The sequence below is a fragment of the Oenococcus kitaharae DSM 17330 genome, assembly GCF_000241055.1.
In the GTDB taxonomy this organism is placed as follows: Bacteria; Bacillota; Bacilli; order Lactobacillales; family Lactobacillaceae; genus Oenococcus; species Oenococcus kitaharae.
Map to the genome: position 1 here is coordinate 167,282 of NZ_CM001398.1, position 19,241 is coordinate 186,522.

The 19,241-nt window shown below is 43.5% G+C and carries 16 protein-coding genes and 1 tRNA gene; 2 read left to right on the top strand and 15 right to left on the bottom strand.

The window, feature by feature from the left end; genetic code table 11:
• Positions 1-27: 27 nt before the first annotated feature.
• Positions 28-1,680: a peptide ABC transporter substrate-binding protein gene (locus OKIT_RS00830; protein WP_007744470.1), complete on the bottom strand. Its 1,653-nt coding sequence runs from the start codon at positions 1,678-1,680 to the stop codon at positions 28-30.
• A 208-nt stretch (positions 1,681-1,888) separates the two neighbouring features.
• Here OKIT_RS00830 and treR point away from each other — a divergent pair, with 208 nt between their 5' ends.
• On the top strand, positions 1,889-2,614 hold the full coding sequence (treR, locus tag OKIT_RS00835) for a trehalose operon repressor (protein ID WP_028291801.1): 726 nt from the start codon (positions 1,889-1,891) through the stop codon (positions 2,612-2,614).
• A gap of 30 nt (positions 2,615-2,644) precedes the next feature.
• Here treR and treC read toward each other — a convergent pair whose 3' ends face one another.
• The 10 genes from treC to OKIT_RS00885 all read right to left on the bottom strand — a co-directional run bounded on the left by treC (position 2,645) and on the right by OKIT_RS00885 (position 14,545).
• Positions 2,645-4,303, bottom strand: a complete 1,659-nt coding sequence (gene treC, locus OKIT_RS00840) for an alpha,alpha-phosphotrehalase (RefSeq protein WP_007744473.1) — start codon at positions 4,301-4,303, stop codon at positions 2,645-2,647.
• Between the two features lie 3 nt (positions 4,304-4,306).
• Positions 4,307-5,818 carry a PTS transporter subunit EIIC gene (locus OKIT_RS00845; protein ID WP_007744475.1) on the bottom strand — a complete coding sequence of 504 codons (1,512 nt, stop codon included), beginning with the start codon at positions 5,816-5,818 and terminating at the stop codon, positions 4,307-4,309.
• 20 nt (positions 5,819-5,838) lie between these two features.
• Positions 5,839-6,327, bottom strand: coding sequence for a PTS sugar transporter subunit IIA (locus OKIT_RS00850; RefSeq protein ID WP_007744476.1), 489 nt, complete (start codon positions 6,325-6,327; stop codon positions 5,839-5,841).
• A gap of 644 nt (positions 6,328-6,971) precedes the next feature.
• Positions 6,972-7,044, bottom strand: a tRNA-Gln gene (locus tag OKIT_RS00855).
• Between the two features lie 39 nt (positions 7,045-7,083).
• Positions 7,084-8,499, bottom strand: a complete 1,416-nt coding sequence (locus tag OKIT_RS00860; RefSeq protein WP_007744477.1) for an APC family permease — start codon at positions 8,497-8,499, stop codon at positions 7,084-7,086.
• Between the two features lie 112 nt (positions 8,500-8,611).
• Positions 8,612-8,944 carry a thioredoxin family protein gene (locus OKIT_RS00865; RefSeq protein WP_007744485.1) on the bottom strand — a complete coding sequence of 111 codons (333 nt, stop codon included), beginning with the start codon at positions 8,942-8,944 and terminating at the stop codon, positions 8,612-8,614.
• A gap of 121 nt (positions 8,945-9,065) precedes the next feature.
• On the bottom strand, positions 9,066-9,434 hold the full coding sequence (locus OKIT_RS00870; protein ID WP_007744486.1) for a hypothetical protein: 369 nt from the start codon (positions 9,432-9,434) through the stop codon (positions 9,066-9,068).
• A gap of 67 nt (positions 9,435-9,501) precedes the next feature.
• Positions 9,502-10,485 carry a Ppx/GppA family phosphatase gene (locus OKIT_RS00875; protein WP_007744487.1) on the bottom strand — a complete coding sequence of 328 codons (984 nt, stop codon included), beginning with the start codon at positions 10,483-10,485 and terminating at the stop codon, positions 9,502-9,504.
• Between the two features lie 26 nt (positions 10,486-10,511).
• Positions 10,512-12,599 (bottom strand): polyphosphate kinase 1, encoded by a 2,088-nt coding sequence (ppk1, locus tag OKIT_RS00880; protein ID WP_007744488.1) that lies wholly within the window; start codon positions 12,597-12,599, stop codon positions 10,512-10,514.
• 56 nt (positions 12,600-12,655) lie between these two features.
• Positions 12,656-14,545, bottom strand: coding sequence for a M13-type metalloendopeptidase (locus OKIT_RS00885; protein ID WP_007744489.1), 1,890 nt, complete (start codon positions 14,543-14,545; stop codon positions 12,656-12,658).
• Between the two features lie 166 nt (positions 14,546-14,711).
• Here OKIT_RS00885 and OKIT_RS00890 point away from each other — a divergent pair, with 166 nt between their 5' ends.
• A complete protein-coding gene (locus OKIT_RS00890; RefSeq protein WP_007744490.1) occupies positions 14,712-16,091 on the top strand; it encodes a class II fumarate hydratase in 1,380 nt (459 codons plus the stop codon).
• A gap of 106 nt (positions 16,092-16,197) precedes the next feature.
• Here OKIT_RS00890 and OKIT_RS00895 read toward each other — a convergent pair whose 3' ends face one another.
• From OKIT_RS00895 to OKIT_RS00910, 4 genes are read right to left on the bottom strand one after another with little or no spacing between them, the layout of a single operon-like run.
• Entirely contained in the window at positions 16,198-16,866 is a 669-nt protein-coding gene (locus OKIT_RS00895) for an amino acid ABC transporter permease (RefSeq protein WP_007744491.1), read from the bottom strand.
• Positions 16,863-17,519 (bottom strand): amino acid ABC transporter permease, encoded by a 657-nt coding sequence (locus tag OKIT_RS00900; RefSeq protein ID WP_007744492.1) that lies wholly within the window; start codon positions 17,517-17,519, stop codon positions 16,863-16,865. Before OKIT_RS00900 ends, OKIT_RS00895 begins: the two co-directional genes overlap by 4 nt.
• A complete protein-coding gene (locus OKIT_RS00905) occupies positions 17,516-18,379 on the bottom strand; it encodes a transporter substrate-binding domain-containing protein (RefSeq protein ID WP_007744493.1) in 864 nt (287 codons plus the stop codon). The genes OKIT_RS00900 and OKIT_RS00905 overlap by 4 nt, the downstream gene beginning before the upstream one ends.
• Positions 18,380-18,391: 12 nt before the next feature.
• Positions 18,392-19,123: an amino acid ABC transporter ATP-binding protein gene (locus OKIT_RS00910; protein WP_036593922.1), complete on the bottom strand. Its 732-nt coding sequence runs from the start codon at positions 19,121-19,123 to the stop codon at positions 18,392-18,394.
• Between the last annotated feature and the right edge of the window lie 118 nt (positions 19,124-19,241).

The window sequence follows — 19,241 nt, forward strand, 5'->3', positions numbered from 1 at the left end:
AGAAAACCGCTTTTTTAATACCTAAAATTATTTCTTAACATAAGCGTACTTGTAGTAGAAGGAATCACCAGAATTAAAGTTCTGCAGCCCCTTCAATTTCGGATTAACCAAGCTCGGATAAGCATTCCAATAAACTGGTGCTGCACCGGCATCCTTGGCTAAGGCGACTTCGGCATCAACTTCATCTTTCGTCCTGGCTTTGCTGTTCAAAGCATCTTGATCCATAGCCCGATTAAAGGCATCTGTATAAGTCTTTGACTGCCACTTGCCATCATTGTTTGTGCCATTATTTGTAAACAAAGTCAGATAACCAGTCGGCTCAGAATAATCAGATGACCAACCTGCGACCATCACATCAAAATTCTGATTCTGTTGATCTTGCAGACGCTGCTGGAAAGGTACAAATTTTTCAGACACCTTGACGTTTCCAAGCTGCTGCCAAGCCTGCTGCAGGTAATCAACTTCAGGCTTAGAAACAGGATTTTCAGCTGTCGCTTCTACAGAAAGGGACAAACTCGTCAAACCGGCCTGCTTCATTCCCTTTTTGAACAACTTTTTAGCCTGCTTGATATTGTATTGATAGTAACGTCCTGTCTGTTTACGCACAGCAGTCCCAAAATCTTTGCCATCAGCCGTTTTACCGCCAGCCCCGACAGGTACAAGCCCTGTGGCTGCCTTATACATACCGCCGGATATTTGATCAGCAATCGCCTGACGGTCAATCGACCGGCTCAAGGCCAGACGAATATTACGATTAGTCAGTCCTTTTGTCTTGCCAGTCTGGTTGAATTCCAGGTAAAAACTGGCATTTCCGTCATAGGTCTTAAAATCAGACCGGTTCTTATTAGCTGCAACAGCCTGTTGGGAGCCAAGTGGTGCCAAATCCAAACGACCCCTCTTATATAGTCCAATAGCTGCTGTAGGCTCTTTCACGACTGTCTCGACGACTTTATCCGTCTTAACGTGCTTTTGATCCCAATAGTTGCTATTTTTAATCAGATTGAATGAGCCATTGGTGCCATTCCAACCGACCAAACGATAAGGGCCGTCATAAACCTGCTTATTTGAAGCCGTACCGAGTTGTTTGCCGTATTGGCGCGCCACTTTAGGATTCTGAGCAAAAAATTGTGGTGCTGCCATTTCCAGCTCGAATTGCGGCATCGGATGATCCAACTCAACAACAAAAGTCCGGCTGTCTTTAGCGCGAACGCCCAACGAACTAGCTGACATCTTGCCCGCTTGAATGGCATCGGCATTCTTGATTCCTGAGAATTTATAGGCCGCTTGACTGCCGGTCTTCGGATTGACGATTCGCCGCCAGGCAAAGACAAAGTCGGACGCTGTCAACTTGTCCCCGTTTGACCATTTGAGTCCCTTCCGTAATTTAAAAGTCCATGTTTTGCCATCGCTGCTATGCGACCATTTTTCAGCCAAGCCAGCCTTAATTTGGCCATTTGCTTGACGGCTCAATAGGCCTTCCTGTACGTTAATCGCAATTTGGTCCGCATAGGCATCAGTCATCAAAGCCGTGTCCATCGTCGTCAAATCAGTCGGCATAGAAAAGTACAATGGCGGCCTCGCTTTTGCTTGTGCTGCTAGTGGTACTGCTGCTGACACACTCACGCCGGCAATTAACAACGCTGTCATTAAAGCTGCGCGTCCTCTGGTTTTTAAAATCATGTTTTAATGCTCCTCTCCTTCTCAATTCATGTTGAAAATAAAATTCCTTTATTATAACCACGAAAACGCGGCAGAATCAAATAAATTTACGAAATAATGACAAAATTTGTCCAACGTGAGACAGGTATGGTTTACAATTGCTGGAATACGATTTTTTCCAGTATAATTGAAAACGGAAATCAGCTCCTTAAAAACTGATAAAGATAATATGGCCGCGCGTTACATAGAAATTTATCAACAATTGAAAACAGAAATTATCCAAAATAAATATCCGATAGATTCCTTTTTGCCCAGCGAATGCAAAATGGCCGATCGTTTCGACTGCTCGCGGGATACAATTCGAAAAGCACTATTACGGCTTGGTGAAGATGGCTATATTCAAAAGCGGCATGGGCGCGGCTCGCAAGTCTTGCATCATAATCTGATTAATTTTCCTATTTCCGGTTTGACCAGTTTTCAAGAACTCAAGGAAGGCCAAAAACTCAATGCCAGCACAAAGGTTGTGGTTTTTGAGGAAATACAATCCACAACGGCTAATCATAAATTAACTGCATTTCCGATAGGCAGCAGGCTTTATCATGTTGTTCGCGTTCGATCCATCGATGGCTCTCCAAGCGTGATCGATGAAGATTACTTTGACCAAAAAATCGTCAGCAAATTAACACCTGAAATCGCCGCTGCCTCGATCTACGACTATTTGGAAAACCAAATCGGCTTGAAGATTGCCTACGCTGAAAAATCCGTTACCGCCACGCTAATAACTGACGCAGACCGCAAGTTGATGCCGGACCTGCCGAAATACGAAAATAGACTGATTCAAATTGAAAGCCGTGTCCATTTAGCCGATACAACTTATTTTCAGCACACGATCAGCCGTCATCGCCCAGATAAATTTCAATTTAACGAATTTTCTAGGCGTCAAAAGACAAACTAAAACCCAGTTGCAAAGACTGGGTTTTTATAATCAATATTTAACTGCAATAACTTCATAAGGGCGCAGGACAAACTTGTCAGCCATTCTGCTATCTGAATAATTGGCCAGAAGCAGGCTTCCTGATTGGGCCTCTTTGGGCAAATCGACCGTGACAGCTTTTTCGCCAAAGTGAGTGATAACCAGCAGGTACTGATCTTGCAGCTGTCGTTTAAAAGCATAGACCTCAGCTAGGTCAGCAAACATTGGCTGATAATCGCCTAATGCGATCACAGGTTCCTGTTTTCTTAAAGCAATCAAACGCTGATAAAATTGGAAAAGCCCTTGAGGGTCGGCCAAATCCTTGGCAACATTAATCTGCTGGAAATCGCCATTGGCCAGCCATGGCTTGTGATCAGAAAAACCAGCATACTTTTCTGTATTCCACTGCATCGGAATCCGAGCATTATCGCGAGACTTGCTTTTGACGATCGCAAAGGCCTCATCAGCACTTACCCCCTTATCCAGAAGCTCCTGATAAGCATTTTGAGACTCGACATCGACATAATCGGCCATCGATTTAAAATCAGGATCGGTCATACCGATTTCTTCACCCATATAAATATAGGGTGTGCCGCGATTCAGATGAATGGCAGCTGCCAGCATCGCCGCGCCAAGATGATAATACTGAGGGTTTTTGATGAAACGGTTAATCGCCCGCGGCTGATCATGATTGTTCCAAAACCAAGCCGGCCAGCCGCCGCCGTCAGAAAGCCCCTTACCCCATTCGTGGAGGATATGACGCAGTTTCTCGAAATCATAAGGTATTTTCGTCCATTTATTGCCGTTCTCATAATCCACCTTTAAGTGGTGGAAACTGAACGCCATGGACAATTCATGTCTGTCAGCTGCCGTGTAGGCGATAGCATTCTCTACAGTGGTCGAACTCAGTTCGCCAACCGTAATAACTCCTGGATGCTTGGCGAACACATCGCGATACATATTCTGCAGATATTCGTGGACAATCGGGCGATCAGTATACATGGGTTTGCCGTTGCCGCCATGCGGATCATCCAAAAGCTTCTGGTCTTTACCGACAACATTAATCACATCAAAGCGGAAGGCTTTAGCACCTTTATCCAGCCAAAAACCTAGGACCTTATTTAATTCAGCAATAACTTCTGGATTCCGCCAATTCAAATCAGCTTGCGAAATATCGTATAAATGCAGATAATCCAAATCAGTATTACCGAATGGTGCCCAAGCACTGCCACCGAATTTTGATTCCCAACTTGTTGGAGCCGAACCATCAGCTTTTTTTGGTCGTAGAATGTAGTAATCCTGATATTTTTTGTCACCAGCTAAAGCTTTTTGAAACCAAATATGTGCCGTCGACGTATGATTGAAGACCATATCCATCATGATGCTGATGTGATGTTCTGCCGCTTTAGCAACTAATTCTTCAAAATCAGCCATCGTGCCGAAGACCGGGTCAATCGCACAATAGTCGCTAATATCGTAGCCATTATCACGTTGCGGCGAAGGAAAAATCGGGTTCAGCCATAGATAATCAATACCTAGTTTGGCCAAATACGGCAGTTTTTCAATAATTCCGCGCAGGTCACCGATGCCATCCCCATTAGTGTCTTTGAATGATTTTGGATAAGCCTGATAAACAACTTTATTTGCAAATGTAGATTGTGTTTCCTTCATAAATTAATTAACCGCATCCTTAAAGACATTTTTCTTTTCAACATTGCGGACTGTATCAACATCACTGTCTTTAAAGCCCCAAAGATAAACAGCTAAGAAGGATACAATCGTCGTAATAGCACTTGCTAGCAGGAAGATGTAAATATTATTCGGATTTGTTTTTGAGAAAAAGGATGGAAAACCGATCCAAGAACCCGTGAAACCAAACATATCAATTTTCAAAAGCCCTGCGACAAAGGCACCCACGGCACTACCGACATTGGCCATCCAAAAGACACGGCCGTACTTCAAGTTAATACCATACATAGCGGGTTCAGTAACACCAGCAAAGCCTGACAGCGCACCGGCTAATGACAAACCTCTGATATCCGCTTTCTTACTTTTAGCCCAAACTGCTAATGCACCGGCACCTTGTGCGATCATCGTGAAGTTAATCAAACCATTTAATACAGAATGACCAGTGGAGGCAATATCATTAGAGATCAACGGAATAACCATCCAATGGAGACCGAAGATAACCAAGCACTGATAGAAGCCGCCTATTACCAAGCCGGCAATGGCTTCGTTGGCTGTGACTAAGAAGTTGATCACGGCGGCCAGGCCAGCAGAAATAAGTGAAATTACCGGTCCAAAGAGTACCAGCACAGCGGCCGATACGATAAACAAAGTAAATAGCGGCTGGAAAATAGAGCGCAAGCTTAGCGGCAAGACTTTCTTAAACCAGTTGCCAACCGGCCTTGCCAGCCAAGCTGCGAAAATAATTGGAAAGATCGAGTATGTGTATTGCGGAATATGAATCGGAATACCGAACAAGCTGGCATTCAATGGAATACCGAACAACGTACTCATCCCCTTTGTAGGTGCTGCCCACAAAGCGGCAATTGTCGGGTGAACCAGCACGCCGGCAATCGCGGCTACAACAATCGGATCAGACCGCAATTGTTTGGCTGCGGTGTAACCAACAAGAATCGGCAGGAAATAAAAAGTCGAATCGCCCATGGCATTAATAATGATATAAGTCGACGATTTAACATCAATCCAGCCTAAGTTGAAGGTAAACAGGGTTAAGAGGCCCTTTAAAATACCGGAAGCAGCCAGCAACCCAATAATCGGAATCATTGATCCTGTAATTGTTCCGATCAAAACCTGAAAAGCATATTTGATCCATCCCCAGAGATTAGTGGGGCGTTTCTTGGCTGCTTGTGCCTGTGTGGCTGCGATCGCCTGGTTGGTTGCGTCCTCATCAACAACGCGATCACCCAGCTGGGCAATTACCTCGTCGTAAACATCTGTGACAGCCGGTCCAATGACGACTTGGAACTGATCCAAAGCTGCATTATAGACAGCTCCAGCAATACCGTCCAGACTAGAGACCTTGTTAGCATCAGCCTTCTTAGGGTCCTTCAGGTAAAAACGCAGACGTGTAATACAGTGGATTAATTTATCAACGTTATCAGCACCACCGACACCGTCAATGATATCGGCTGCTAATTTTTTATAATCTTGTTTTGCCATAATAACCTTTCTTTCATCAATTACTTGCTTGTCGCCTGGCCAATTTCCTGGCCTTGCTGAGCCGGGCCGTAATTAACCGAAAATGTGTCCAGCGCATCTTTAGAATTCGTAATCAGCACCATCGTGGTTAATGGAAAACCAGCAGCTTTGATCATCGGCCAATCAACCTGAGCCAATTTATCGCCGCCAGCAACCACATCACCAACTTTCACAAAGAGCTTAAAAGGCTTGCCGTTCATGCTGACCGTATCAATGCCCATGTGGACAAGCACTTCTAAACCATCAGCACGCTTCAAGCCGACTGCATGCGGTTGAAGCACAGTCACCGTCCCGGCAGCAGGTGAAACGACAATCGGATCTTCCGGTTCAATCGCAAAACCTTCGCCCATCATTTTTTGAGCAAAAACCGGATCGGAAACCGTTGCCAGATCGGCCACTTTCCCGCTGACAGGTGCGTATAATTTCTCGTCATCAATTAATTCTTTTTTCTTTTTGCCAAATCCGAACACATGACCCTCCTAACTTGTACGTACAACATTGGCTTACAAGGTAATCATAAGCGATCCGAATACCCATTGCAAGCGTTTACATAAAACGCTTTCAAAAACATATTTTCACAAATAATTAGTCATCAAAAAAGCCTGTTTAACAGGCTTAAGAATTAAATAAGCTCAGATTGTGATTAAAAATGGTTGGATTAATTTCTGATTTTTCATGAGCCCGCAACTTGCCGTGAAATTTTCTCATCAGCAATTTTTAGAACCTGATCATAATTAGACAGAAAATGATCATCCACTTGATGCTCGATTTCAATCGCGGTTGCTGGAAAAGCTAGGATTAAATAATGGATAGCTAAGGCACTGGCAGTATCCAGCCCGAAAGAGCTTCATCAACTCAGAGAATTTTGGATGATAAAGCAGTGTCAGGTACAACGGAATGTAGTACAAAAAGACCCGCCTCCACAAAGAGGCGGGCTTGTATTAAGGCAAGTTATTCCATAAGGGCCTGCACCAAGCCCTCAGCCCACATTATAAAATAAAATAACACGATATATTCACGATCCGGCAGGTTTACGCAGTTTGTCTTAGCAGATGCCGGCACTCCTATAGCGACAAAAACCGCCAACTCAACGTTGACGGTTATCCCTCTTGAATTGCCCTTGCTGGACTCGAACCAGCGCATGATGGCACCAGAAGCCATTGCCTTACCAACTTGGCCAAAGGGCATTAACAAGATATCATTTTACCATGATATCGCGTTAAAATTCAAGCATTCGTCTGCTGTAATTTTGAATGATGAAGCCCATAGCCGTAATAGATAATCAAGCCAATCACCGTCCAGATCGCAAACATCAGTAAGGTCTGGCTCCTCAGCTGCGTAATGAAAAAGAAACTCGTAATTCCGCCAATAATCGGAATAATCGGATAACCAGGGACTCGAAAACCATCCGCATTAGCAATATCAGCTCGGTGTCGAAGCGGCAGGATACCAAAGTTGACAAAGACAAAGGCCGCTAAAGTGCCAGCATTGATCAAAGAAGCTAATTCTGAAAGAGGTACCAACCCAGCTAGGAGAATCTCGATCAAACCAGCAATCAGTAGGGAGTTCATCGGGACATGCTGCTTACCGGTGATTTTACCAAGAAATTTCGGTAATAAACCGTCCCGGCCGAATGAGTAGATCAGACGGGATGAAGCAAATACCAAGGCCAACACACCTGTGAACATGCCAATCATCGAACCAATGCCAATCACAGAAGCCAAGCCGCCCTGTTTGACATAACTGAAGGCAAATGACGCAGGATCACTCACATTCAAGTTTTTATAATTAACCATGCCGGTTAAGATAATAGCAAACAAAGTATAGAGAACCGCAGCAACCAAGACCGTATAAATAATGCCACGTGCCATTTGTGTTTTTGGTTTTTTAACTTCAGCTGTATGTGCCGCCAGGGTATCAAAACCAATGAAAGCAAAGAAGATGCCCGAAGTACTGGCCCAGATGCCCCCAAGTCCAAAGAGGCCGGTCTGAAATTCTTTTGGATAGAAAGGCACGTAATTACCCGGTTTGATAAAGAAGATACCCACGGCAATGAAAAGTGTCAAAATGAGCAGTTTGATCAAAACGAAAACATTTTCTACCCAGCGTGTCGTGGACAGGCCGATCATCTGAACCCCAAGGATCACCAATAATAACAGCACGGCCGGCAGGTTGATAATACCGCCTTCAAAGGGTCCAGCCAGCACAGCTTGAAAACCTTTAATATGATTTGTTTGCAACAAGCCGCCCAAGTAGGACGAAAATCCTACAGAAACGGCCGAAGTCGCTAAGAAATACTCCAAAATTAGTGACCAGCCTAAAAACCAGCCAACCACCTGCCCAAAGACAACCGACCCATACGAGTAGGCCGAACCAGCGACCGGCATTGCACTGGCAAATTCTGAATAGGCCATGCCGGAAATACCGGAAATGATGGCTGCAATCAAAAAGCCGATCGCCACAGCCGGGCCGGAATGCTGTGCTGCTTCAGTTCCCGGCAAGATAAAAATACCAGTACCGATAACTGTCCCAATTCCAAGTGCGACTAAATCTTTTGTGTCCAAAACACGTTTTAAGTGCGAATCTGCACTTGCAAACTGTGCAATCGAATCACGACGAAAAGATCGTTTAAAAATTCCCAAAATTACCTCCCTTAAAAAGTAAATTGTCAAAATTATGCCATGTAAGTAGACGAATGTAAACAAAAAAAGCCAAAGAATTCTCTTTGGCTTGTGAAATATTTGTTAACTTTAATTAAAGAGTCGCGTCATACCAGGCTAAGACTTGTTTGGGCGTCAAACGCTCGCCATCTCCGATGTGAGAAAGCTGTTTGCCATCCTGGAAAAGAACAAAGGAAGGAATACCTCGAAGCCCTTGAGCTTTAGCAATCTCAAGATTGGCATCGCGATCGGCGTCAAACCAATTAGCAGTCTGCGAGACGTGATCCCTGATGCTTTGGACGAAGGGTTTGATAGCTTTGCAGTCGCCGCACCAGTCAGCTGACAAAAACATTACCTGCCGTCCCGGCTCATTTATCTTATCTTCAATTACTTGATCGCTATTAACTTCTGGTTCATAAAAGTTCATACTTACATTTTATCAGTAAAATACGATTTGCCAAGTCCTTGAACACTTTTAACTGCAGGCAGACACAATGGCCGCCGAATTCAAGAGAATGCTGGTTGTTCGGACCATTGAGTCTATCTGATTATCCATATATCTGGCGTAATTGTTTGAAAAATAAATCAACAAATGCCATTAATTTTTCACGCGTTAAATAGACATTGTCGCCATTTTTGAAGGAAAGGACACTTTCGTAGGGAAAACCATCAGGAAACACAATCGGGCGGCCAGCCATAATTGCTTGATTAATAATTCGCAACTCAATCAGCGAATTAAAGCTTTCAGTAATTTTGTCCGCCTGATCCAAGGCTCTATTTGCAAAACGGCGATCCAAAGACAAAAGCACACTTTGCAAGAAAATTTGTTCTTTAGACTGAACCTGATCTAATAAAAGATGCGTCTGCCCCTCAGACCGATCAATATATTCTTTTGTATAATGCTGAATTGCTGGCATATCTGCTCCTCAAAATATCATTCACAGTTGGACAGCAAATGCTGTAGATATATAAATAAGGTTTATCTTATATATCTTCGTTTTCCGTGTCGACTAAATCATCATCAACCTTAGGATCCTGCACTTCATGCCCTGTAATTTTCTGAATTTCTTCAAAAAGAATACCCTCGCGCAAACCAGATTGAGAAAAAATCACTTGATCAGAATCAATGTATTGAAACAATTTAATCAAAGGCAGCATACCGCCAACGATAATATCGGCGCGTTCTTTGGCTAGACCCGGCATTTCACCGCGTTCTTTGGCATTTTTTGACAAAACCTCTTCAAAAATTTGATTTGCCTCAGTAGCCGGCAAATGATAACCGTGAATCGATAAGCCAATCATTTCCTGCTTGCGTCTGGAAATTTTAGCCATCGTTCGATTAGAACCGCCAATAGCCACAATTGGGAAATTTCGCACTTCTGTCAACCAAGCGACATCCGTAAAAAGACGCTGTAAAGCTGTAATTGCTCTAAAAAATGAGACAGCCGTTACTTTGTCTTTTTCCAGATATGTTTCCGTCAAATTGACGGATCCTGCCGGCAGGGAAACAGCGTGTATCTCCTGTCCATCCCTCACCATGACCATTTCCGACGAAGCACCGCCAGTATCCAAGATCAAAGCATTCTCGATTGGCAAAGTTTCAATGATGCCTAAATAGTCATAATGCGCCTCTTGCAGGCCAGGAATGACTTCCAATGGCTGATCCAAGGCACTTTGAAATTTACTTAAAAACTCTTTTTGGTTAGAGGCTTGCCGGACAGCTGCAGTAGCAACTGCTCTCACAGTAATCTCATCGTAGGCATCGATTTCTTTTTTGAAATTTTTCACTGCCTGGATTGTCCTGTCGATCGCATCGGGCTGCAAAACACGTTTTTTGCCCATGCCGGCCGATAGCCGTACCATTTCTTGAAAACGACCCAAAATCTCATACTGGCCGTCCTTCTCGTATTGACTGATTGTCATACGAACAGAATTTGATCCCAAATCAATCACTGCAAATTTTGCCATAAAGCCTCCTTTGTCTCCAGTGTAACTTATTGATCGCCAATAAATTTCTCAGCAAATTTATCTGAAACGAATTTATGGTCCAGAAAAAGCTGCTGGCTATCAACACTTCGTCGACGTTTGGAATGTTTGATATAACTGCCATCAGCTTTCATTTTCCACATGTTGACCGTGTCAGCCCACATGGTTTCAAAAATTTCCGCTACCTCAGCTTCACAGGCGGGGTCGAGAATAGGAACCATCAATTCTACGCGCCGATAAAGATTTCGAGGCATCAGGTCTGCACTAGCAATGTAAGTCAATGGCTGCTGCCCGTTAGCAAAACGATAAATACGCGAATGCTCTAAAAAGCGGCCGACAATGGAGTGAACTTTAATCTTATTCGTGACTGATTTTATTTCAGGTTTTAAGGTCTCAATACCTCTAATTAACAGATGAATCGGAACACCCGCTTGACCAGCAGCGACTAAATGATTAATGATCTCGGTATCATTTAATGAGTTTGCTTTCATCCAGATACCAGAACTTTGGCCTGCCGCTGCATGAGCAGCTTCTTGATCAATCAAGTCGGTCAGTCTCGCCGCAATACCGTTGGGTGAAATATAAGCTAGTTTAAGTTCGCTTGGCATTGAATAACCGGTTAAATAATTAAAAATCTGGGTCACATCATCTGCCAACTGTTCGTTTGCAGTGAACAAAGAGATATCAGTATAAAGACGGGCTGTGATTTCGTTATAATTTCCTGTTCCGATGTGCATATAGCGTGTCGTTTTGCCAAATTCTCTTCTAACGACCAAAGCCATTTTGGCATGCACTTTCAAATTCGGCAAACCATAAATGACATGAACACCTTCTTTTTCTAATTCTCCGGCCCAATGGACATTGTTTTCTTCATCAAAACGTGCCTTAACTTCGACCAAGGCTGTCACTTGTTTGCCATTGGCAGCGGCTCGTGCCAAAGCCGCGATGATTGGCGACTGGTCTGACACGCGATAAAGGGTCATTTTAATCGCCATCGTCTCGGTATCATCAGCTGCCCGATTAATAAAGTTGACCACAGGCGCGTAGTCATCATATGGATGCTGCAGAATCACATCATGGTCAGCAATTGTTTCAAAAATACGTGAACCCATCAAATCTCCTGCCAGGCGAGATTTAAAAGGTGTATACATCAATTCGGGCCGCTGAACCTGTTTAATCAAAGTATCCAAAAAAGCCAAATCCACAGGTCCTGAAACACGATAAACACGTCTCTTATTCAGAGGAAGCGCCTTCTCGAGGTGTTTTTCCAGTTTGCGCGACATCTGTTTTTCAGCAACCAGTCGAATTACCTGACCCCGCTCGCGCTTTTTCAGCTGTGTCTGAACTTCTTTTAGTAGATTGGGTGAATCTTCCTCGGCAATTTCCAGCTCCATATCACGCAGAATATGAAAAGCGGATACCTCTTGAATATCATAATGATTGAACAGAAGGCTAATAAATTCCTGAATAGTATCTTCGATTAAAACATATGTCTGGCCATCCCCAGTAGGCAGCTGAATGACACGCTGCAGGTTTTTCGGAACCTGAATAAAGGCATAACGATCAATTTTGCCTTTCTTCTTGCTGCCAGCTGCTAGTCGAATACCTAAATTCAAACTATCATTGGATAAAAAAGGAAAAGGCCGCGTACCATCATCAGCCATGGGCGTTAGAATTGGTAAAATCTCCTGCTCGAAATAATTTTGCAACCAAGCATATTGAGCAGGCTGCAAATCAGCTACTGCTAAGACATTCACGCCGCTTTTAGCCAGCATCGGAATCAAAGAACGCGCATAAAGGGAATGCTGTTTTTTTAGTTGTGTTCCGGCAGCAGCGGAAATTAAATCCAGTTCGGCAGATGGGGTTAAACCAGTGGGATCCTGAGTTATCAAATGCAGCTGCACCATTTGATGGATCGAAGCCAGTCGAACCATAAACCATTCGTCAAGATTTTTTTGCGTAATCGACAAGAAACGCGCCCGCTCCAGCAGCGGGTGCCTGATGTCTCTGGCTTGAGCTAAGACGCGGTCATTGAAACGCAGCCAAGAAATTTCGCGATTGACAAGATACTTTGAATTTTTTTCGTTTTCAGCCATAAATACAATTCTTACTTATTCTTACTTATGTACAAAAAAGAGCAGCCTCCCTGCAATTACCAGAGGCTGACACGTTTTTCAGGCGCACGATACATAGCGTCTTTAGGGCCAATGTTAAAGGTCTCAAAGAAATCCGCAAAATTCTTAACCGGCTCATTAGCACGCAATTTATTCGGTGCGTGTTCATCAATACTTGTCAAAAGTTTGATATATTCGGTACCAGCCTTCATACGCCAGATCTCAGCCCATGTTTTGAAAAATAATTCAGCAGAGAATTGATCATCCTCTTTTGCGGCCTGCAGTGCCGCTGAAAGTCCGCCCAAATCGGCAATGTTTTCCGTTAAAGTCAGTTTCGGATTAACTGGTGCACCATCAACGTCCAGGCGGGACCAGGAATCAACGATTGCTTGTGCTTTTTCTTGGAATTTGGCCAGGTCCTCGTCAGTCCACCAATTATTCAAAGAGCCCTTTTCATCAAAACGAGCGCCATTTGTATCAAAAGCATGTGAGACTTCATGTGCAATAACAGCACCGATACCGCCATAATTAGCTGATGCATCACGATCAAAGTCATAGAAAGGCATCTGTAAAATACCGGCCGGAAAATTAATTGAATTGGTCTGCGGATCGTAGTAAGCGTTGACTGTATCGGGCGTCATGACCCATTCAGTATTATCAACCTTGGTGTCCCAGCGGCCCAAATTGAACTCGGCTTCTTGTTTGACCAAGACGCGTTCGTTTTCGGCCAAACTGGCAGTCAAATCAACTTTGCGAGCCAGAAAACGTGCCGGTACCTGATCTGGATAACCGATTTTAATCGCAATATGATCTAATTTACTGATTGCTTTTTTAATCGTCTCTTGACTGAGCCAATCGTTATCAGTCAGGCGGGACCGGTAAACACCGATCATTTTATGAATCATGGCCTCTACATTCTTTTTGGCTTCTGGTGAAAAATGTTTGATACGGAAATATTCGCCTAAGAGAAAACCAAACTGGCGGTGTGCCAAAGCATAGGCAGCACGAGCTGCTTCAGGTGCTTGAGCGGCACCAGTCAGTGTCCGAGAATAGCTGCCGGCAATCTTATACAGATCATAAGAGGCAAAACGCGCGTAAGCCGAGGCATTGGCTGCTATTAGCCAGTTCTTAAAAATCGGCCAGTTCTCAGAAGCGAAGACTTTCTTGCCTGCTTCCCAAAAACGTTCAGAAGTCAAAACAACCTGATCGACATTTTTACCGACTAGTTGGTCAATATAATGTTTCAAATCGACTTGATCAACAGTGGCTGCAAAATCATCAATTGATTTAGGATGATAGTTCTTATAATATTCCATTTGTTCTTGACGGCTAAGCACCAATTTCGGCAGCAAAGCATCAAATTTTTTAGCATCGGAGACAATCTTGGCAACATCCTCTTCGCTATAACCAGCGGCTGCCAAAATTTTGCTGGTCATTTTAGACCAAGCTGCCAGTAAAGCTTCTTTTTGCGGATTATCATCAGCATAATAAGTCGTATCCGGCAAGATAGTATCAGGTTCGTCTACCCAGAAAATATAGTGGTCAGCTTCTTTAAAATCTGGTGCAACGCCAAAATTAAAACCAGTTGTGTAACCCTGCATATCCAAATCAGCAGCTTGATCAGAAAAATCCTGAAAACTCGTTAGTTTGTCAAGGACGGCTAGAGCTTGTTTGACCGGTTTGGCACCATCAGCATTCCGCTTTTCCCAATCATCGGCTAATTTATAAAAGTCAACAAAATTCTTTAAATAAGCCGGGGCCTCTTTTTCCCCCTTGGCAAAAGCCTCAGTATCGGCGCGCATATCATCCTCAATCGACAGGTATAAATCTGTAAACGAACTTGCAGCCGGCATATCGGGACGAATTTTTGCCGTTTTCAACCATGCTTCATTGACCGAAGCAAAGAGATCATCTTGTACTTTAACCATGTTTCCTCCTAAATTGTTTCAATTCTAACATTAAAAAGACCGCGATTGCTTGTTTGCCAAAACCACTCAGCATTTGTTAGCCACTATCATTGACTCAAGGCTTTCTGCAAGAATACTATAAAAACAGACCAGTTTCTGATGATAAAAACACGGAAAGAAGGACCTTATGGACGAATATCGTATTGAAGAAGACAGCTTGGGGCCAGTGAACATTCCACAAAATGCACTTTGGGGACCACAAACTGAACGCAGCCGCCAAAATTTTTCTGCCGGCAGCAAAATGCCTTTAGTCTTAATCAAAGTGCTGTTGCAGCTGAAAAAGGCCGCAGCTGATGCCAATCGAGCAGCAGGTACTCTGAGCGGTGATAAAGCGAATTTGATTATTCAAGCTGTTGATAAATTACTCGTACTCAATGATGAAGATCTCAGACAAGACTTTCCCCTGGTCATTTATCAGACAGGATCTGGTACCCAGACGAATATGAATGTCAATGAGGTCGTGGCACATATGGCAGGGCGGCTGAATTCACAAATTCCTATTCTTCCTAATGATGACGTCAATCAGGGACAAAGTTCAAATGATATTTTCCCGACTGCCATGAATATCACAGCTGCTTTGGCTGTCACTAAACTCAATCAGGCCATTCAACATTTAATCAGAGAATTAAAAAAGAAAGAAACGCAATATTGGCGGACTGTTAAGGTTGGCAGGACGCACCTTCAAGATGCCACCCCCCTAACTTTTGGGCAGGAAATCAGCGGCTGGGTCAGTCAATTGCAGCATGATTTGTCTTATCTGCAGACACTAGCACCGACGCTTAATGAATTGGCCATAGGTGGAACTGCTGTCGGGACGGGCCTGAATGCCGCACCAGGTTTTGCCCAAACAATTGCCAAAAAAATGGCTGATCTTTATCACATCCCCTTCACTGCTGATTCCAATAAATTCTATGGGTTAGCAGCACATTCCGGCCTTAATGTTGTGCACGGCGCGATCAAAACATTAGCCAGCGATCTCTTAAAGATTGCTAATGATATTCGTTTTCTAGCCAGCGGGCCAAGAGCGGGTTACGGTGAATTAACAATTCCAGCCAATGAACCTGGATCGTCAATTATGCCCGGAAAAGTGAATCCGACACAAGCCGAGGCCATCACAATGGCCGCAGTCCGAGTGTTAGGCAACGATGTCGTAATTAGTCTAGCAGCCAGCCAGGGAAATTTTGAAATGAATGTCTATAAACCTGTTTTGATTAGTGCCTTTTTGGAATCCGCTGATTTGCTCAGCACGACAATTACCTCATTTACAGACAAATTAGTCGTCGGGCTCACAGCAAATGTTCAGCGCATGCAAGAACTGTTAAATCAGTCCTTAATGACCGTGACCGCCTTATCGCCGCATATCGGCTACCACGATAGTGCCATGATCGCTCAGCTAGCGCAGCGAGAGGGGCTCACACTTAAGGCAGCAGCATTGAAATCTGGCAAAGTATCAGAGAAACAGTTCAATAAATGGGTTGTCGCAATTGGCATGACCAACATCCAATAGACCGCCAGGAATGAAACACCCCCCAGTAAACTCAGACAAACAAAAACCGCAAGCTCAGAAGCACAGAGCTTGCGGTTTTTGAAAATGTTTAATATCGTGATAAATTTTAAGCTGCCATACGACGATCAAACCATTTAGCAATCAGAGACAGGCCAAAGTTCAAAATGAAATACATAATTGCCAGGGCAATGAAGACTGGAATTGTGTAATTCGAATTTTGAGCATAAACAATCTGCCCACGGAAAGTCATTTCAGCTAACACAATACCAACTGCCAAACTGGTATCCTTCACCAAAGAAATCAGCTGTGAAATGATTGGCGGAATCATCTTCTTGATGCCTTGCGGCAGCACAATGTGCATCAAAGCTTGGGCATTACTCATCCCAACTGATCGTGCACCTTCTGTTTGGCCAGCCGGGACTGCCAGCAGGCCGCCTCGAATAATTTCAGCCAGCATTGTCGACTCAAAAACCGTCATCGCAATCACAGTCGCCCAGAAAACCGGCAGATACAGGCCAATTCTCGGGAGCACAAAGTAAATGAAGAAGATAATCAATAGAAGAGGCAGATTACGTATAACATCATTAATAATCGTCACGTAACGAGATAGAAATGGCACTTTTTCGTACATAATCACGCCAACAAAAGCACCAATCACGAGACTGGCAATCACAGAAATAATCGACACACCAATAGTTATGCCAAGCCCTCCAAGAAGGTAATTGATGTTGCTTGGTGTAAAAGCGTCAAATATACTTGCAGCGATAATCATCATGAGTCCTCCTTTGCCAATCCCTTAGTTTTTGCTTCCAAATATTTCATGTAATAACTCAAAGGCAAGGTAATAATCAGATAGAAAATACCAACAATAATATATGAGTTAAAACTATCAAAAGTAGCAGCGGCCACGTTATTAGCTGTATACATCAAATCTCCACCGGCCACAAAAGCTAGAATTGACGAGTTTTTTACCAAGTTAATGAATTGGTTTCCCAAAGAAGGAATCGCAATTTTGTAAGCCTGCGGCAGGACGATAATGCGTAAAGTTTGCGAAAAACTCAAACCGTTAGCACGAGCACCTTCCGTCTGGCCAATATCGACAGCGTTGATACCAGCGCGGACGGTTTCTGCGATAAAGGCCGATGTATACAAGGAAAGCCCAATCGTACCTGCAGTAAAACCATCCAACGCAATAACCCGTGTACCGACAAGGTAAAAAAACATCACGATAATCAGCAAAGGAATATTTCTGAAAACCTCAACATATATCCTGGCAATGCCGCGCGCAATCCGACTCGGAACGATCTGCAAAATTGCGAAAAGTGTCCCCAAAATCAAAGATGCAATCAGAGCAATAATACTAGACAAGACCGTATAACCGAAAGCCGTCAGAAAAGCACCAAAATTAGAAGTCAATAAATTTATCATCTCTCAAGCGACCTCCAGTTCAGTCCGGGAACACCACGGAACCATTTTCTGATCAAACGGTTATACGTACCGTTTGCAATAATTGCCTTTAAAGCGCGATTAGTCTGCTTAACCATGGCTGTCTGATGATTATCGTAAGCGACACCATAAGGCTCAGTGGTAAAAGTGCCGCCGACAACTGAATAGCCGGGGTTTTCTGTGGCAAGCCCGTATAAGATACCATTATCAGTTGTGAGCGCCTGACCTTGGCCGGCCTTTAAAGCAGCCATAGCCTGGCCATAATCGCCCAATGCCAACACTCGAGCTTTAGGAGCAAATTTTTTAATATTAATAACAGAGTTAGATCCAACAACACCAAGAATTGTCGATTTACTATTATTCAAACTACGCACATTTTTAATACCAGAACCGTCCTTAACCAAGATAGCTTGTCCGGCTTTAAAATATGAGTTTGAGAAATCAATGATTTTTTCACGTTCGGGTGTAATCGTTGCCGTGGCGATAAAACCATCAATATTCGCATTTTTTAATAACTGAATTCGAGTATTTGAAGTCACTACCGTAAAATCAGCCCGCATCGGAACACCAGACTGCTTTGACAGTTGAACCGTTAAAGCCTTAGCAATATCAACATCAAAACCTTCTGGCTCGCCGCTTTTGGTATTCATTAAGCCGAATAATTTAGTATCGGCCTTAACGCCCCAGCGAATGGCGCCCAAACGCTGAACACGTTCCCAGGTATCAACATGCCGAGCATTTCTGGCTGCCACAGCCGAAGCAAAAATGACACCTAAAATGATAACAACCGTTAGGATGATCGAGGTGATGATACCGATTCGCCTTTTTTTTGCTTTTTCCATTCAGTATCCTCCTTAATGATCCAAAACTTGATCAACAAATTGCTGAGCACGTTCACTTGTTGGTTTGTTGAAGAAATCTTCTGTTTTGGAGTCTTCGAGGATTTGACCATCAGCCATAAAAATAACGCGGTTGGCTACTTTACGGGCAAAATTCATTTCATGTGTCACGATCAGGCTTGTAAGGTCAGAATCATTAGCAATCTCCTGGATAATCCTTAAAACATCACCGATCATTTCTGGATCGAGCGCTGAGGTCGGTTCGTCAAATAGCAGCGCTAACGGCTTCATAGCAAGACTTCGAGCAATAGCGACACGCTGCTTTTGGCCACCAGAGAGCATGCTTGGCATCGAACCAGCCTTGTCTTTTAATCCAACTCGATCAAGCAGATCTAAGGCATATTTTTCGTTTTCCTCTTCCGGAATATGATTCACAATTCTAGGAGCCAACATGACATTTTCCAGCACCGACTTATTGTTGTATAAGTTAAAATGCTGAAAAACCATACCAACACGTTTGCGAATCTTATTGATATCGGTTTTCGGATCATGAATATCAAAACCGTTGACGGTCAGATGCCCTTCCTGAATTGGTTCCAAACCGTTAATCGCCCGAATCAGGGTTGATTTTCCGGAACCTGATGGCCCGATCAAAACAACTGTCTCGCCACGATCAATGGTCAGATTTACTTTTTTCAAAGCGTGAAAACTACCGTAATATTTTTCTACGTCCTGAAACTGGATCATAATATCCTTTTTTTCTTCGGCCATATAAACTCCTTTCAAATAGGTCTTCTGGTTAATGAAATTATACAGAACATTGATCGGCAAAAACAAAAAATTATTAATTTTAATAAAAAAAACG